Raw genomic sequence first — 16,093 nt, 5'->3', positions numbered from 1 at the left:
GTCTCATCATGGCTCCTTCCAACACGTCCTTCCTGCACGGCTGGCGCCTGTTCGTGGCCGTAGCGGTGGTCCTGATCGCCTTCGCGCTGGCGGCCTTCGCCCTGTATCCCGATGCAGCCGAAGGCAGCCGAGCCGCGATCCGGGTCACTGCGCGCACATCGTTCCTGCTGTTCCTGGCAGCGTTCACGGCATCGTCGTTCGCCAGCCTGCTGCCCAGCCCGTTCACCCGGTTCCTGCTGCGCGAACGGCGCATCATCGGCCTGTCCTTCGCGTTCTCGCACCTGCTGCATGCCATCGCCATCACCAGTTTCGGCATCCTCAACCCGGCATTCTGGCCAGCACGCTCAGCGCTGGCCAACCTCCCGGGCACGGTGGGCTACATCGCCATCCTGGCGCTGGCCATCACCTCGCATCGGGGGCTCGCCCGGCGCATGGGACCCACAGCCTGGCGTCGCCTGCACGTCACCGGCATGTGGATCATCGCGGCGGTTTTCACCTACTCGTACTTCAAGCGCGTGCCGGGCAACTTCTGGTATGCGGTGCCGTCGGCGCTGCTGTTCACCGCCTTCGTGGTGCGCTGGATCGCCAAGCGGGCGCAAGCGCTGCGTCGAAGTGCGCATGCGCGGCCGCCGCTGCGAGCGGCCTGACGGGCCGGGGTCAGATCCCTTTGCCAAAGGCGAAGGGATCTGACCCCATCATGTCGTCCCCATCAGCCGTCACGTGTGGCGCGATAGGCAGCGTAGGCATCGAGGATCTTCTGCATCCGGGCCTGCTGCTTCACACCCATCGGTGCCCGTTGCACACGCTTCAGCAGCGTCTTCCACATATATCCGGAACGGAAGAAGTACGGGCGCACCTCAAGGAAGGTCAGCACGACATCCACCGTGTTCGGATCCTGCTCAGCCAGTTGCTTCAGTGCATTGGCGTAGCCACCCGGGAACGCAAGCTGTTCATAGCGCTGGTTGTATTCCGCGCAGGCTGCCGTGTGCCGCTGCACTTCTTCCGGGCCACGCCAGCGCGCCAGCGGCTTCGCGGATGGCTTGGCGCAGCCGATTGATCTCGTCCGCATTGGCGCGGATCAGACGTTCCATGGGTGCGCGGGGATGGGACATGGTTCCTTCCCTGTGGTTTGTCAGGGGTCACGGGGCGCGGCGCAGGGTGATCAGGGTGATCTCCGAAGGAACGCCGATGCGTGCCGGGAAACCGGCCCACAGGCCAGCACCATTGCTCACGTACAGTGTCATGCCATCCACCTCGTAACGCCCGGACACATAACCGCCATTGGCGCGCTTCACCAGCTGGTCCATGCCAATGATCTGGCCGCCATGTGTATGCCCGGACAGCTGCAGCTTCACCCCGCGTGCGGCAGCCTCGCGTGCGTTGCGCGGGCGATGGTCGAGCAGGATCACCGGCGCGCCCGGATCGGCGCCAGCCAGCGCGGCCTCCAGGTCCGGCAGCGGCAGACCGTAGCGTGCGGCCACCGGGTCGGTGACGCCGGCAATGGTCAGCGCCGCGTCACCGCGTCGTACCTGCAGATGACTGTTCTCCAGCACCTGCATGTGCAGCGCGCGGAACGCCTGCATCCAGTCCTGATACTGCGCGTAGTACTCGTGATTGCCGGTGATGGCAATGACGCCATCCGGCGCCTGCAGGTCGGCCAACGGACGCGCGTCCTCGCGACGGGCCTCGACACTGCCGTCGATCAGATCGCCAGTGATCACGATCAGGTCCGGCTTCAGTGCGTTGCTGTCGTCCACCACCCTGCGCACCCACTCACCGGTCAGCAGGCGGCTGGCATGGATGTCGGTCAACTGCAGCACGCGATAGCCATCGAACGCGGCCGGCAAGCCGGCGATGCTCACCTCGATCTGCCGAGGCTTGGGGACGGCCATGCCCTGGCTGACGCCAAAGCCACTGACCAGCAGCGCCAGCACACCCGCCGCCGGGCGCAGCTTCGGCGCGCAACGCCGATACAGCACGTGGCCTGCGCAGGATGCGCGACACCAACAGGCCCGCGTCCAGCACCAGCAGGAACAGCGCCAGCAGCAGTACGGCAGTCGAACCCGTGGCCAGCTTGGCGATGGCCAGCTTCGGTATCTCCGGCGAGGCCATCGTGCCCCAGAACACGGCGACGATGCGCAGCTGCACGGCAACGCTCACCAGCAGCAGCGACAGCACGACCTTCATCCAGATGGGCATGCGTAGTGGCCAGAACAGGCGCCAGGCCACATACAGGCCCATCAACAAACCGATCGTACTCAGCACTGCAACCATCCTGGAAAGAAAGCGGGCCCGCCATGGTGACGGTTGCCGGCAGTGTTGTGTAGAGCCGGGCCCGTACCCGGCTGCTCAGGAAGCAGTCGAGCATGGCTCGACTCTACAGAGGGCCAGTCGAGCATGGCTCGACTCTACAGAGGGCCAGTCGAGCATGGCTCGACTCTACGAAAGCCCGATGCGTTCCACCCGCAGGCGGGCGATGCGACGCTTCTCCATTGCCAGTACGGTGATGCGTACATCCGCAATCTCCACCGTGTCACCGATGTCCGGCAGGCGACCCAACTGCTCCAGTACCAGTCCGGAGATGGTCATGTAGTCGGCACTGCGCGGCAGCGACACGCCGGCCAGGCGCTGCAGGTCGTCCAGGGTCAGCGCACCGTCGGCCTCCCACTGGTTCTCGCCCTGCGCCTCCACGCCATAGCGCTCGTCCTGGGTGTCGACCAGGTCACCGGCAATGGCCGCCAGCAGATCGTTGGCGGTCACCAGGCCTTCCACACTGCCGTACTCGTCCACCGCCACCGCCAACGGCACCGGGTGCTGGCGGATCAGTTCCAGCGCCTGCAGTGCGCTGGCGCTGGACAGCACGTACTGCGGCTCGCGCAGGTTGCCCTCCAGCTGCAGCGGCCTGCCCTGCAGCAGGTCGGCCAGCAGGTCGCGGCTCTGCACCACGCCGCGCAGGCTGTCCAGGTCGCCATCACCCACCAGCAGGCGGGTATGCGGCGATGCCACCAGGCGTGCCACCACATCCTCCTGCCCACGCGCCAGGTCGATCCACTGCACGTCGGCACGCACGGTCATCACGCTCGACACCGGGCGATCAGCCAGGCCCAGCACGCTGCGGATCATCTCGTGCTCGGCCGGCTGCAGGCGCTCTTCAGCATCCACCTGCTCGCTGGCCTCTTCGTCGTGATGGCCGTTGGCCGGCCGCGCGCCGAGCATCCTCAGTACGGCGTCGGCAGTACGTTGACGGAACGGCTGGCGACGCTCGTTGCGCTCGCGATTGAAGCGCACCCACTGGTTGAAGGCTTCAACCAGGATCGAGAAGGCGATCGCCGCGTACAGATAACCCTTCGGGATCTTGTAGCCCAGGCCTTCGGCCACCAGGCTGAAACCGATCATCAACAGGAAGCCCAGGCACAGCACCACCACCGTGGGATGCTTGTTCACGAAGCGGGTCAGTGGCTTGCTGGCCACCAGCATCAGCACCATCGCGATGGTCACCGCGGCATACATCACGCCCAGGTTGTCGACCATACCAACTGCGGTGATCACCGAGTCCAGCGAGAACACCGCATCGAGCACCACGATCTGAGCCACCACCATCGCGAAGCTGGCGTAGACCTTCTTGCCATCCTCGTGATGCTCGCGGCCCTCCAGCCGCTCGTGCAGTTCCATCGTGCCCTTGAACAGCAGGAACAGACCACCGCCCAGCAGGATCAGGTCACGCCCGGAGAAGCTGTGGTCGAACAGCGTGAGCAGCGGTTCGGTCAACTTCATGATCCATGCCAGCGCGGCCAGCAGCACCAGCCGCATCAGCAGGGCCAGCGCCAGGCCGATCACCCGCGCGCGGTCACGCTGGTGCGGCGGCAGTTTGTCGGCCAGGATCGCGATGAACACCAGGTTGTCGATGCCGAGAACGATCTCCAGCACGACCAGGGTTGCAAGGCCCATCCATATCGAGGGGTCAGCCAACCATTCCATTTCAGGTCCGTTTCGTCAGTAGGTAAGGGAAAAGGGGAAACACTCAGTCAGCCTCCTGCGCCTGCGCCGGGTCATGCCCGAGCAGGTCACCGGGCGTGCACTGCAGCTCACGGCAGATCGCATCAAGTGTGGAAAAGCGGATGGCGCGCCTTGCCGGTTTTCAGGATCGACAGGTTGGCCAGGGTGATGTCGATGCGCCCGGCCAGCTCGGACAGGGTCATGCCCCGTTCCTGCAGCATGCGGTCCAGGGTGATGACAATCGCCATCAGATGACACCGTCGAGGTCATCGCGCATTGCCGCACCCACGGCAAATACGCGTGCCAGCACGAACAGCATCAGCACCGCGACCAGACCGGTGATCGACATGCCGCCGCCCACCTCCATCCAGGTGAAGTCCGGGCCCATCCAGGCGGCGTAGGCGCCGATCAGGATCGACAGCACCTCCATCGACAGCATCAGCCAGGCCATGCGCTGCAGGCGCTGTGCATTGGCGTGGGTGAACGGCCGCTCGCGCGCCGCCGACTTCAACAGCCGCAGCAGGTGGCGCAGGAACATCAGGCACAGCACCAGCAGCGCGACGATCGCGCCCAGGCCCAGGCAGAAATGCAGGAACAGGTCGCTGCCATGCACGGCAGCAGCATCAGCGTCGTGCATGCTGTCGAGCAGCCAGCTGCGGTCGTGGGCGACCAGCGGCACGGCCAGCAGTGCGGCCAGGATGCCCAGCCAGCACATCGCCCGCACCGCCTGTACGGCGGCCTGGGCCAGGGTGAACAAGCCTCGCGCGGGTCTGGCGCGGGCGGGACGAGCGGTCAAGCGGCCTCCGGCATTGGGGTGGCCTCGCCGCCCCGGGTGGATTTATCGATAAACGATATACCACTTGCCGCGTGAAAGGCTGAATCGCGAGCGTGGGCCCTTCAGGGCCCAGGCGCGCCCTGCGCCAGCATCGCTTCGCCCGGGGCCGCCGAGGCCATCGCCTGCACGCCGGCTTCGGCCGCCTGCCGTGTGACCAGGCGGAATCGCACCTGCAGCTTGCCCTGCCCCGGCGTGGCCCAGCCGTACTGGATGGCCACCTGATCGGCCGACAGCGGCCCACGCCCTGGCAGCGACCGCACCTGCAACGGCTTCGGTGCGGCCTGCACCAACCGGGCGAATCCCTTCTGCACGACCGCCGCGTCGGCCTTTTCGGCGTAGACCGTACACGTGCCATCGTCAGCCCAGCTCACCGCATAGCGGCCACTGGCCAGAGGCACCATCCAGGCCACGCCCGATTGCCCCTGCAACAGCGTCGCGGCTTCGGCGGGCTGCAACGGCGACAGCCCATTGGATTCCATCAGCGACTGCAACCGCGCCGGGGCACCGATGTGCTGCATGCAGGCAGTATCGAACAGCTCGCTGAAGGGATCCTGCGCCGGAGCCTTGGTCTTGGCAATACGCGCGGGTTGCGCCACCGCCAGGGTGGGCAGCAGGGCCAAAGCCAGCCAGAACACAGGACGCATCGGGATTCCACGCTACGGAAAACAGCAGGGAGGATGGCAAAGCCCGGGCGCCACGCGCAATGGGTCATGGCTTGACATGCGTAGATGACGCCCCCGGGTGCACCGATGATGCCGGCCAGCGGCCGGCACTACCGGGTGCTGTAGCGGTAGACCAGATCATCCGCATCGCTGCGCGCGGCGTTCGCATCCAGCACCCCGCCCAGGCGCCGCGCGACGGCCTGCGATGCCAGGTTGTCCGGCGCCATGTAGCTGACCAGCGTCGGCAGCCGCACCACCACGAACGCCCAATCGCGTAGTGCACCGGCCGCTTCAGTGGCAAAGCCCTGCCCTTCATGGCCGTCGTACAGCAACCAGCCCAGCTCCTTTTCAGGAAACAGCGGGCCATGATTGATCCCGACCTGGCCGATACAGGCACGGGTGTCACTGCGCTCGATCATCAACGCGCCATGGCCGAACAGATGCCAGCTGGCGAGGTCATGGCAGAACTGCCCCCACGCCGCCACCTCACCGAACGGCCCGCCCATGCCCCGCGCACGCTGCGAGGCCAGGAACGCGGCATAGACGCCGAAGTCATCCAGCTGCTGTGGACGCAGCCGCAGGCGCACGGTGTGCAGGGTTGGAATCTCAAGCACGACGGCGCACAGGATCAGTACACGGCCAGGTGGCCACAACCGCGGCGCTGTGGCTGCCCTTCCATCGTCACCTGCACGCTGGCCAGGGTATCCACACCTTCGGCAGTGCGGCACGACTCACGCTTGATCTCGACGATGGCGGGCTGCTGGCCAAGCTCGCCGTTGAGCACGATCAGCGAGCTCGGTGCATCGGCCGGCTGCCCCGGATAGCGCAGCGTGCCCTTGTGGGTGCGGCCGTCAGCGCTGAGGCTGGCATCGTGGTTGCCCTGGCCGGTGGAGGCGATCTCGATGCTCCAACCCGCACCGCCGCCGGTGAAGGCCGGCACCGGGCTCAGGTCGGCGGCAACGGAGGGGTGGCGTGGCGCATCCGCAGCGGTCTGCGACGAAGTGGAGGTACAGCCGGCCAGCATCCCGGCCAGCAGCGCTGCAGCAACGACGGGGCGAACGGTCATGATGCACTCCTGCCAGATGGTCGAAGGTCCAGTCTAGGCAGCCATGCGTGCGCCAGCGATGAACATGATGTTTCAGCGTGGAATGCGCCCACCACCGGCGACCCGCACGCGGTCGCGGCCCTGCGCCTTGGCCTGGTACATGGCCGCATCGGCGGCACGCAGCAGGGTCCGCCAGCCCAAGGCGTCGGTAGCACCGCGGGCCACGCCGAAGCTGGCGGTCACCCGCAGCACGGTACCGCCGGCCACCACGATGTCCAGCTGCTGCAGCGCAAGCCGCAGCGATTCGGCCAGCTGTCGGCCAGCGGCCAGGTCACCGTCGGCCAGCAGCACCAGGAACTCCTCGCCACCATAGCGGGAAATGCTGTCGCCGCGGCGAAGATGGCGCTGCAGCAGTTGCGCCACCTGTACCAGCACTTCATCACCCGCATCGTGGCCATGACCATCATTGATCGATTTGAAGCGATCAACGTCCAGCAGGATCACCACTGCGCTCATCCGCCCCTCGTCGTGGCGCTGCTGCACCAGTTCCTCCAGCGCGCGACGGTTCAGCAGTCCGGTCAATTCATCGGTGCCGGCCAGCTGGCGCAGCTCGCTGGTCAGCGCCGAGCGTTCGCGCGACTTCTCGCGCAGCACTTCAATCGCATCGAACAGGCGCTGCATCTCGGCCAGCGGATGGGTGACATGCTGCTCGGGCCCAGGCGCTTCGGAGGCAATCTGGATCACCTGCCGTTGTGCCTGCAGCAGAGGCCGCAGGATCTGCAGATGCGCGATACGCAGCGCCACACCCAGTACCACCAGGGTTCCCAGCGCGGTGGCCAGAAGTACCGCCAGCCGCGTGGCCTCCCGGTTGCGGGTGTGCTCGAACCTGGCGATGGACACACTCAGGTAACCGTCACGCAGCGCCTCAAGCGACTGCAGGGTCGGCACGTAGCGCGTGGTGAACTCGGCAGCGGTCCACGGCGGCGGCAGGCCACGCCGTCCGTCGTCGATCAGCTGTTCGATCATCGGCAGTGACTCGCCGAAGAACTGCCGGCGCGCCATATCCCAATGCCAGGACAGCGTCGGATCACTGCGGAACACCGATTCGTGGCTGCCGGCCAGCCGCCACAGTTCCAGCAGGCGGCCCTCGGTCTGCAGCGCCGCGCGCACCTGTTCGTTGCGCCAGGCACCGGGTACCGCCACCGGCGCCATCACGTTGGAGGCCAGACGCCCGCCGTGCTCGCGCAGGTCGATCAGCACCTGGCCCTGCATGGCTGGAATCGCCGCTTCGCGGTCGGCCCGGACCAGTACGTTGATCTGTGCCGAGGTCAGCAGGTGCAGGCGGTCGACCACGGCAAACATGCCGCTGATCGCGCGCTCCACGTCTTCGACACGTCGTGCGTCGCGCGGCTGCGCTGCCACCCGGTCCACGCCCGCGCGTGCCGACTGCAGGCGACGTTGCGCGTCTGCCAGCATCCCATGCTCATCCACCACGCCCGGATCAGCCGTGAACTCGGCATCCAGCTGCTGCAGCGCGGTGTCCACACGCCTGCGCACCACCGCCAGCTGCAGCGTAAGCCGCGCATGCTCGCTGGCATCGGCCGGGGCGGCACCGAGCAGGCTGTTGGCCGGGCCGCGTTCGGCCGAGACCAGGTTGGCCAGGTCGAAGGTCTGGCGCAGCTGGCGCAGGCTGACCAGGTTGTCCTCGGCAGCGCTGTAGCGCAGCGTGCCCTGGACCAGCGCGATGGCCATCAACGGCAGCGTACAGACCACGAACGACCCCGCCAGGATCCAGACCCAGGTCCGCAGTCCGATGGGCGATGCCTTGCCGGCCATGCAAATTTCCCCTGAAGTGCGGATCACTGTAGCCGCCGGTCCCGGCAGCGCCAAGCCAGTGCCGCGCGAACCGTGACCATGGGTATACCGCAGCCACCGCGAACGCGCCGGCAAGGTCTCATCCCGCGCCGGGCTGAGGCGAATGCGTCACACCCTGCCGTACTAGATCCAGCGCTGGTCGACCAGTTCGCGCTTCACGTAGGCGTAGAACACCGGCGCCGCCACCAGGCCGGGCAGGCCGAACGCCGCTTCCATCACCAGCATCGCCAACAGCAGCTCCCAGGCGCGGGCCTGGATTTCGCCGCCAACGATGCGCGCATTGAGGAAGTACTCCAGCTTGTGGATCACGATCAGGTACAGCAGCGCGGCCACGGCCACGTAGAACGAGACCGACAGCGCGACGATGGTGATGATGGTGTTGGAAATGATGTTGCCCACCACCGGCAGCAGGCCGGCGATGAAGGTGATCAGTACCAGGGTCTTGGACAGTGGCAGGTGCACGCCGAACAACGGCAGCACGCCCAGCAGGAAGATGGCGGTGAACACGGTGTTGAGCAGCGAGATCTTCACCTGCGCGAACACCACCTGGCGGAACGCGGTGGCCAGGCGGCTGGTGCGGCCGATCAGCTCCTGCGCCAGCGGGCCCATCTTCGGCAGCGGCAGTTCGTCATACAGCGCGATCATCGCGCCCAGCACCATACCGATCAGTACGCGTACGCCCACCTGCACCACCGAGGTACCGGCCACGCCCAGCTGGCGCTGATGCTCGGCGGCCCAGTCGTTCAGTGCCGTGCGCAGCGCCGGCATGTCCTCGGGGATGTACGGCTGCAGCAGCGCCGGCACCTGGTGCCGCGACGAATTGAGGATCTCCATCAGCCGCGCCAGCAATGCGTCCGGTCCACCGGTCTCGTTGCGGAAAAATGACGCCACGCCGATCCCGGCCAGTACAAGCGCACTGATGATCACCGCTGACAGCACGATCACCGCGATCGCCCGCGCCCGGCCTGGCGGCAGCTTGCCCTCCACGGTGGAGGCCAGCAGGTGGGTCAGCTGGAACACCAGCAGGCCCGACAGCAGGGTCACCACCAGGCCCAGCTTCAACGCCAGCCACATGCCCAGCAGCATCATCAGCCAGGCCGCGATCCTCGGGACGGGGGGCTTGGGCTGGGCAACGAGGGCGTCTTGCATGGGCGGCACGTCCGGGCAGGGTGGCCCATGGTAGAGGATTGGCGGCGATGATTCCGGGTGCAGGATGAACAGGCAACACACGCGGATTCCGCCGCCCCTTCTCCGTCCATCGGCACGTCCGCAATCACGCCCGGATCACACCCGGTCCAGTGCCAGATACCGCGCCGTGCGCACGATCGTCTCACGCTCGCCGAAGCTGGCCAGCTCGCCGGCAACACGCCCGCTGTCGCCAGTCGCTGCGATCTCCTGCAGGGTGCGCTGCATGGCCCGGATCGCAGCGCGCTGCAGGTCCGAGGGAATGATCACCAGCCGGTAATCGAGTTCGGCCAGCCGCGCCACGGGCACCAGCGGCGTCTTGCCGCTGTGGAACATGTTGATCAGCTTCGGCCCGGGAACCTGCTGCGAAATCACCTCGATCTGCTCCAGCGTTTCTGGTGCCTCGACGAAGATCATGTCCGCGCCCGCGTCCACATAGGCCTGCGCCCGTTCGATCGCCGCATCCAGGCCTTCGCAGGCGATGGCATCGGTACGCGCGATGATCATCAACTCCGGGTCGATCCGCGACTGGCAGGCAACACGGATCTTCGTGCACATCTCGCCCGCGTCGACCAGCGTCTTGTCATCCAAGTGTCCGCAGCGCTTGGGGAAGGCCTGGTCCTCGATATGCAGGGCGGCAACGCCTGCCCTTTCGAACGCGCGCACCGTGCGTTCAACATTCGCGGTGCCGCCGAAGCCGGTGTCAGCGTCGGCGATCACCGGCAGGTCGCAGGCATCGACGATCCGTTCAACCTGCGCAAGCACTTCGCTGAGGCCGAGCAGGCCGATGTCCGGCACGCCGGCCGAACGTGCGATGGCGCCGCCGCTGGCATAGACCGCATCGAAGCCGGCCAGCTCCACCAGGCGTGCCGACAATCCATCGAATGCACCTGGCGCAATCACGCTGCCCTGGCGGAGCAGATCGCGCAACTGACGTGTCTTTTTCATGGGGTCTCCCTTGTCGTTGGACATCTGCCGTGGGATACCGATGATGTTGCCGCCAGCGGCGACCGTCCAATACCGTGTTCGTACAGCACCAGAACGTTTGAGGTTCCAATGGAACTGCGGCACCTGCGCTACTTCGTCATGACTGCCCAGCTGCAGAGCTTCACCAAGGCCGCCGAGGCCCTGCATATCGCCCAGCCGCCGCTCGGGCAGCAGATCCGCGCCCTGGAGGAAGAGATCGGCACACCGCTGTTCCACCGGCAGGGACGCGGCATCGTGCTCAGCGATGCTGGCCAGGTATTCTGGAAAGCTGCGGAGGACATCCTCGCGCGTCGACCAGGCCAAGGAGGAGGCGCTGCGCGCCGCACGCGGCGAGGTCGGCACGTTGACATTGGGGCTGACCGAATCGGCGACCTACAACGAGGCGGTCACCGCGCTGATGCGCAGCTTCCAGCGGGCGCATCCGGCAGTGCAGGTGCGGCTGGTAGAAGATGGCAGTGAATCCCTGGTCCGGCGCCTCGATGATGGCGAGCTCGATGCAGTAATCGTGCGCCCGCCGTTTTCCAATACCGGTGAACGGATGACACAGCAACTCAGTGCCGAACCCCTGGTGGCAGTACTGCCGGCCGATCACCCGTTGGCGTGCCGGACGAGCATCGCGCTGATCGAGCTGCGCGACGAGCGCTTCATCCTGTTCTCGCGGAAATCGGGCCAGGGCCTGAGTGCAGACGTCGTCGCTGCCTGCCGCAGCCAGGGCTTTGCGCCTACCATCCAGCAGGAAGCGCCGCAGGTGGCTTCGGCGATCAACCTTGCCGCTGCCGGCCTGGGCATCGCCATCGTGCCGGCCTCGATGCAGAGCATGCACCGCAGCGGCCTGGCTTTTGTTGCGCTGGAACTGGGCATGCCGACCACTACGCTGCAGTTGGCGGTGCGCTGCAAGCCTCCGGCAACGGCCGCCCAGCTGCTGGCCTGCGCCAGAGACGTGTCAACACCTCATTCGCCATAGCTGGCGTTGTTCTTGCCCTGGCGCTTGGCGTGGTACAGCGCGCGGTCGGCCAGTGCCAGCCAGTCCTCTACGCTGCCACCGCGCGGCGTCGCCGCGATTCCGATGCTGACGCTGAACTCGATGCCCGGGGTTGCCTGCCGTGCTGCCTCCAGAAGTTGCAGCCGAACCCGCTCTGCCACATGCATCGCATCGACGGGCGCACAGTCCTGCAGCAGCACGACGAACTCGTCGCCTCCCAGCCGCGCAGGGGTATCGCCAGGCCGGGCGAAGGCGCGCAAGGTGGAGGCGATATGGCGCAGCACTTCGTCCCCGGCGCGATGACCGTGCGAGTCATTGATGCGCTTGAAGTCATCCACATCAAGCATCAGCAGGCAGGCAAAACCACCCTGCCCCTGCGCCTTGTCCAGTGCCTGCTGCGCACGGACGATCAGGAAGCCGCGGTTGGCCAGCTCCACCAGCGGGTCCATGCGGCTCAGCCGCTTCAACTGGCGGTTCTGCGATTTCACCCGCCGCGCCAGCTGCCAGCTGAGGATGCTGAGGCCGATGCCGTAGACGAACAGGAACGGCACGCTGAGCACGATCGTGCGCTGCGATGACACCGGCTGGTAAGGAAACCCGAGCCCCCACCAGGTGAGCGCGAACCCCACCACCAGTGCCAGTGTGGCCCGTACCGCCAGCTTCACCCCACCGGCGGCGATCTTGTCGGCGACCAGCAGCGCGGCGAACAACGCACTGGGTACCACGCTGAGCCCCATGAAGGCGATCCAGCCACCGCCAAAGAAGGAATCAACCACCATGCAACGGAACTGGACCACCGCAGGCTGCCGTGAGCGCTGGGTCAGCACCAGCGCGAGCGCCGGCCAGGCCAGCGCGTTGAGCAGCAGCAACACCCAGGCCCACGGGCCGTCCTGACGTTCAAGAATGATCGAGGCGATGGGAATCGCGCCCAGCCCATTGCCCACGAAGCGCATCCAGCCGATGCGACGTGCCGCGCCGATGCCTTCGACCGCGACTTCCGTCGAGTCCGTCAAGAACGGCATTGCCGACCCCCTTGCGCGATCGCACGCCCTTGCCGGGCGGCCTGTGGTGAGTCTGACAGCTCTGCGTCAATTCGGGATCAAGGATTCACGGCGGTTACCCTGCCTCACCCACGCCTGGGTGGCGCCGTTGAACCCCGCAGCATCAGGCTGAAATCCAGCGTCTGCTGCAGCGGCACATCCATGTGCTCGATGATGGCAAGCAGCAGGTTGACCGCGCGCTCACCGATCTCCCGCATCGGTTGCCGGATGGTGGTCAACGGCGGCGTGAGGTAGCGGGAAGATGCCAGATCATCGAAGCCGACGATGGACAGGTCCTCCGGCACGCGGATGCCCAGATCGCGGCAGGCCGCCAGGGTGCCCAGCGCCATCTGATCGCTGAAACAGAAGATCGCCGTTGGTGCAGACATGCCGTCCAGCAGCGCCATGGCAGCCGCATGGCCGGATTCCACCGAAAAGTCACCCGGCACGATGTTCAGCTGGCGCAGGCGTCCACGCGCCTTGCCAGCCGCCCGCACCCCTTCCAGCCGTTGCTGGTGCAGCGGATTGTCCGGCGGTCCGCCGACCACGGCGATCCGCTCGTGTCCCAGCCCATACAGATGTTCCATCACCACGCGCGGCCGCGGCGTTATCGATATGGACGCTGGGAATGCCCAGTGCGGGGTCGAACTCGCAGCCGTTGATCACCGGCGCGGCGGCACCGCGCTGCTGGACGATCTCGCGCGCCGTCGGCGGCAGGCGGTGCCCCAGCACGATCATGCCGTCAGCCTCGTTGCGCCGGAGCATCTGCGCATAGCGCTCCTCGCGGTCGGGTTGATGCTGGGTATCGCCGAGCAGAACCGCATAGCCGACCGCCTGTGCGGCGTCCTCCGCCCCCTGCAGGATCTGCGCGAAGAACGGATTGGCGATGTCCGGGACGGTGACCAGGATCTTGCCGCTGCGCTGGGTCTTGAGCGTGCGGGCCACCGTGTTGGGCACATAACCGAGTGCGGCAGCGGCCTGCTCGATGCGCGCGCGTGGCCGGCAGCACTTTGTCCGGCCGGGAAAGCGCCCGCGACACCGTGCCTGCGGAGACGCCGACGTGCTTCGCGATGTCGTAGATGGTGGCCATGGCGTTAGTTCTCCTGTCTGCTGTGCAGTGCACAACAGGTCCTGCGTGAGCCCCTGCTAGGATAATGCAATCGATTGCATCGAGGGCGAATCACGTTGAAGACGCTCAAGGGTCCAGCGCTGTTCCTGGCGCAGTTCATCGGCGACACAGCTCCTTTTGATCGGCTGGACACGCTGGCCGGATGGGCCGCGGGTCTGGGCTATTCTGGCGTACAAGTCCCCACCGGCGCGCCCCACCTGTTCGATCTGGCCGAGGCCGCGCGCAGCCAGGCGTACTGCGACGACGTCGCCGGCATGCTGGCCGGTCATGGCGTGCAGATCACCGAGCTGTCCACCCATCTGCAGGGGCAGCTGGTCGCGGTGCATCCGGCCTACGACAGCCTGTTCGACGGATTCGCGCCGGCGGACAAGCGCGGCGATCCGGCCGCCCGCCAGGCTTGGGCAGTCGAGCAGCTTCTGCTGGCCGCCAAAGCCAGCCAGCGCCTGGGGCTGACCGCGCATGCCACGTTCTCCGGCGCATTGGCCTGGCCCTATTTCTATCCCTGGCCGCAGCGCCCACCGGGACTGGTGGAAGAAGCCTTCGCCGAACTCGGCCGCCGCTGGCGCCCGATCCTCGATGCGTTCGACGCCTGCGGCGTGGACCTGTGCTTCGAGATCCACCCGGGTGAGGACCTGCACGACGGCGCGACCTTTGAACGCTTCCTCGATGTGGTGGACCATCACCCCCGCGCGAAGATCCTGTACGACCCCAGCCACCTGCTGCTGCAGCAGATGGACTACCTGGGTTTCATCGACCGCTACCACGCGCGCATCGGCATCTTCCACGTCAAGGACGCGGAGTATCACGCCAGCGCGAGCAGCGGCGTGTATGGCGGCTACCAGGACTGGATCGATCGTCCGGGCCGGTTCCGTTCGCCCGGTGACGGCCAGATCGACTTCAAGGCGATCTTCTCCAAGTTCGCCCAGTACGACTTCCCCGGATGGGCGGTACTGGAATGGGAGTGCTGCCTGAAGCACCCGGAGGACGGCGCACGCGAAGGTGCCGCCTTCATTCGCGACCACATCATCCGGGTGACCGAGCGCGCCTTCGATGACTTTGCCGACAGTGGCACGGACGCCGCATCACTGCGCCACATGCTGGGAATCTGAGCCATTACCGCCCCGGGAGGGCAAGCCATGTCGCACGCCATGTCGCGCTTGGGCGCGATGATGTTTCTGCAGTTCTTCATCTGGGGAGCGTGGTTCGTGACCCTCGGGACGTACCTGGTACAGGGCCCGCTGCAGGCCAGCGCCAGCCAGGTCGCAACGGCCTTCCTCAGCCAGTCGATCGGCGCGATCGTGGCGCCGTTCCTGGTCGGCCTGATCGCTGATCGCTACTTCGCCGCGCAGCGCATCCTCGCGGTGCTGCACCTGGCCGGCGCGGTGCTGATGTGGCTGGCGTCCACTGCTTCCAGCTTCAGCATGTTCTCGGCCTGCGTGATGGGTTACATGCTGCTTTTCATGCCCACGCTGGCACTGGCCAACAGCGTGGCGATGCGGCACATGCAGTCGCCCGAGAAACAGTTCCCGCTGGTGCGCGTGGCCGGCAGCATCGGCTGGATTGTCGCAGGCGTGCTGATCGGCTGGCTGGGGTGGGAGCAGGCCCATCGGCTTGAACTGACGTTCCGCATGGCGGCGCTGGCATCGCTGGTACTGGGCCTGTATGCGTTCACCCTGCCACACACGCCGCCACTGGCACAGCAGCGCGATGCCGGGCTGGGGCAGATCCTCGGGCTGGATTCATTGCGGCTGCTGAAGTCGCGCGCCTACCTGGTGTTCTTCCTGGCTTCCATCGCCATCTGCATCCCGCTGTCGTTCTACTACAACTTCACCAATCCGTATCTCAACGACCTGGGCGTGCGCGGCGCCGCGGGCCTGCAGTCGCTGGGCCAGGTTTCCGAGGTGCTGCTGATGCTGGCCATGCCGTTCCTGTTCGTTCGCCTTGGCGTCAAGACGATGCTGGCGGTCGGCATGGCGGCCTGGGTGGTGCGCTACGTCCTGTTCGCCTTCGGCGATGCGGGCAGCGGCTTCCCGCTGCTGGTGATCGGCATCGTGCTGCACGGCATCTGCTACGACTTCTTCTTCGTCACCGGCCAGATCTACACCGATGCCCATGCCGGCCCCGCCGTGCGCAGCAGCGCGCAGGGCTTCATCACCCTGGCCACGTACGGCGTGGGCATGCTGATCGGCACCTTCCTGTCCGGCGCGGTGGTGGAGCACTTCACCACCGAGGCCGGCCCCGACTGGCAGCAGATATGGCTGTTCCCGGCCGCTGTCGCGCTGGTGGTGCTGATCGCCTTCCTGCTGCTGTTCCGCGACCGGCCCGCCGTGGCCGCCGCATCTTCCACACGCTGAGGA

At 66.5% G+C, this 16,093-nt stretch carries 15 protein-coding genes and 4 pseudogenes; 6 read left to right on the top strand and 13 right to left on the bottom strand.

What is annotated here, in order from left to right; all coding sequences use genetic code 11:
* The first annotated feature begins 8 nt into the window (after window positions 1-8).
* Window positions 9-647, top strand: coding sequence for a ferric reductase-like transmembrane domain-containing protein (locus ACZK2V_RS05895; protein WP_486322997.1), 639 nt, complete (start codon window positions 9-11; stop codon window positions 645-647).
* Window positions 648-709: 62 nt separating this feature from the next.
* Here the strand turns inward: ACZK2V_RS05895 and ACZK2V_RS05890 are convergent, their stop codons facing one another.
* The 9 genes and pseudogenes from ACZK2V_RS05890 to ACZK2V_RS05850 form a co-directional block, all read right to left on the bottom strand.
* The gene (locus ACZK2V_RS05890; protein WP_486322996.1) at window positions 710-1,069 is read right to left on the bottom strand and encodes a hypothetical protein; all 360 of its coding nucleotides are present in this window, start codon (window positions 1,067-1,069) and stop codon (window positions 710-712) included.
* Between the two features lie 70 nt (window positions 1,070-1,139).
* Window positions 1,140-2,274 (bottom strand): annotated as a pseudogene (locus ACZK2V_RS05885) (metallophosphoesterase).
* Between the two features lie 165 nt (window positions 2,275-2,439).
* Window positions 2,440-3,978 carry a TerC family protein gene (locus ACZK2V_RS05880; RefSeq protein ID WP_132809516.1) on the bottom strand — a complete coding sequence of 513 codons (1,539 nt, stop codon included), beginning with the start codon at window positions 3,976-3,978 and terminating at the stop codon, window positions 2,440-2,442.
* A 43-nt stretch (window positions 3,979-4,021) separates the two neighbouring features.
* Window positions 4,022-4,244: pseudogene (locus ACZK2V_RS05875) on the bottom strand (helix-turn-helix domain-containing protein).
* Window positions 4,244-4,711: a DUF2975 domain-containing protein gene (locus ACZK2V_RS05870; protein WP_049461809.1), complete on the bottom strand. Its 468-nt coding sequence runs from the start codon at window positions 4,709-4,711 to the stop codon at window positions 4,244-4,246. The pseudogene ACZK2V_RS05875 and the gene ACZK2V_RS05870 overlap by 1 nt, the downstream one beginning before the upstream one ends.
* A 182-nt stretch (window positions 4,712-4,893) precedes the next feature.
* Window positions 4,894-5,475 carry an NMCC_0638 family (lipo)protein gene (locus tag ACZK2V_RS05865; RefSeq protein WP_100437520.1) on the bottom strand — a complete coding sequence of 194 codons (582 nt, stop codon included), beginning with the start codon at window positions 5,473-5,475 and terminating at the stop codon, window positions 4,894-4,896.
* Between the two features lie 128 nt (window positions 5,476-5,603).
* Window positions 5,604-6,107: a GNAT family N-acetyltransferase gene (locus ACZK2V_RS05860; protein WP_458075032.1), complete on the bottom strand. Its 504-nt coding sequence runs from the start codon at window positions 6,105-6,107 to the stop codon at window positions 5,604-5,606.
* 14 nt (window positions 6,108-6,121) lie between these two features.
* The gene (locus ACZK2V_RS05855; RefSeq protein ID WP_032127634.1) at window positions 6,122-6,559 is read right to left on the bottom strand and encodes a hypothetical protein; all 438 of its coding nucleotides are present in this window, start codon (window positions 6,557-6,559) and stop codon (window positions 6,122-6,124) included.
* A gap of 72 nt (window positions 6,560-6,631) precedes the next feature.
* Entirely contained in the window at window positions 6,632-8,290 is a 1,659-nt protein-coding gene (locus tag ACZK2V_RS05850; RefSeq protein WP_486322995.1) for a GGDEF domain-containing protein, read from the bottom strand.
* On the opposite strand from ACZK2V_RS05850, the gene ACZK2V_RS05845 reads away from it, so the two are divergent.
* Window positions 8,283-8,450, top strand: coding sequence for a hypothetical protein (locus tag ACZK2V_RS05845; RefSeq protein WP_346485556.1), 168 nt, complete (start codon window positions 8,283-8,285; stop codon window positions 8,448-8,450). The genes ACZK2V_RS05850 and ACZK2V_RS05845 overlap by 8 nt on opposite strands.
* Window positions 8,451-8,536: 86 nt before the next feature.
* Here the strand turns inward: ACZK2V_RS05845 and ACZK2V_RS05840 are convergent, their stop codons facing one another.
* Both ACZK2V_RS05840 and ACZK2V_RS05835 read right to left on the bottom strand, forming a co-directional pair.
* A complete protein-coding gene (locus ACZK2V_RS05840) occupies window positions 8,537-9,562 on the bottom strand; it encodes an AI-2E family transporter (RefSeq protein ID WP_012510371.1) in 1,026 nt (341 codons plus the stop codon).
* A gap of 135 nt (window positions 9,563-9,697) precedes the next feature.
* Window positions 9,698-10,546: an isocitrate lyase/PEP mutase family protein gene (locus ACZK2V_RS05835; RefSeq protein WP_049398866.1), complete on the bottom strand. Its 849-nt coding sequence runs from the start codon at window positions 10,544-10,546 to the stop codon at window positions 9,698-9,700.
* Window positions 10,547-10,654: 108 nt separating this feature from the next.
* On the opposite strand from ACZK2V_RS05835, the pseudogene ACZK2V_RS05830 reads away from it, so the two are divergent.
* Both ACZK2V_RS05830 and ACZK2V_RS05825 read left to right on the top strand, forming a co-directional pair.
* Window positions 10,655-10,780 (top strand): annotated as a pseudogene (locus ACZK2V_RS05830) (LysR family transcriptional regulator); the annotation flags it as partial.
* Window positions 10,781-10,829: 49 nt separating this feature from the next.
* Entirely contained in the window at window positions 10,830-11,549 is a 720-nt protein-coding gene (locus ACZK2V_RS05825; RefSeq protein WP_486322994.1) for a LysR substrate-binding domain-containing protein, read from the top strand.
* On the opposite strand, the gene ACZK2V_RS05820 is transcribed toward ACZK2V_RS05825, so the two are convergent.
* Together ACZK2V_RS05820 and ACZK2V_RS05815 are read right to left on the bottom strand one after the other, a co-directional pair.
* Window positions 11,537-12,589 carry a sensor domain-containing diguanylate cyclase gene (locus ACZK2V_RS05820; protein ID WP_049398863.1) on the bottom strand — a complete coding sequence of 351 codons (1,053 nt, stop codon included), beginning with the start codon at window positions 12,587-12,589 and terminating at the stop codon, window positions 11,537-11,539. The genes ACZK2V_RS05825 and ACZK2V_RS05820 overlap by 13 nt on opposite strands.
* A gap of 104 nt (window positions 12,590-12,693) precedes the next feature.
* Window positions 12,694-13,697: pseudogene (locus ACZK2V_RS05815) on the bottom strand (LacI family DNA-binding transcriptional regulator).
* A gap of 95 nt (window positions 13,698-13,792) precedes the next feature.
* Between ACZK2V_RS05815 and ACZK2V_RS05810 the strand changes: the two are divergent.
* Both ACZK2V_RS05810 and ACZK2V_RS05805 read left to right on the top strand, forming a co-directional pair.
* Window positions 13,793-14,845, top strand: a complete 1,053-nt coding sequence (locus ACZK2V_RS05810) for a sugar phosphate isomerase/epimerase family protein (RefSeq protein ID WP_486322993.1) — start codon at window positions 13,793-13,795, stop codon at window positions 14,843-14,845.
* Between the two features lie 27 nt (window positions 14,846-14,872).
* Window positions 14,873-16,090 carry a nucleoside permease gene (locus ACZK2V_RS05805; RefSeq protein WP_486322992.1) on the top strand — a complete coding sequence of 406 codons (1,218 nt, stop codon included), beginning with the start codon at window positions 14,873-14,875 and terminating at the stop codon, window positions 16,088-16,090.
* Window positions 16,091-16,093: the final 3 nt, after the last annotated feature.

The organism is Stenotrophomonas sp. 93052_Sma, assembly GCF_056481145.1.
Note: the sequence above shows the minus strand (reverse complement) of the source record. Positions and strands in the feature narration are given on the sequence as shown.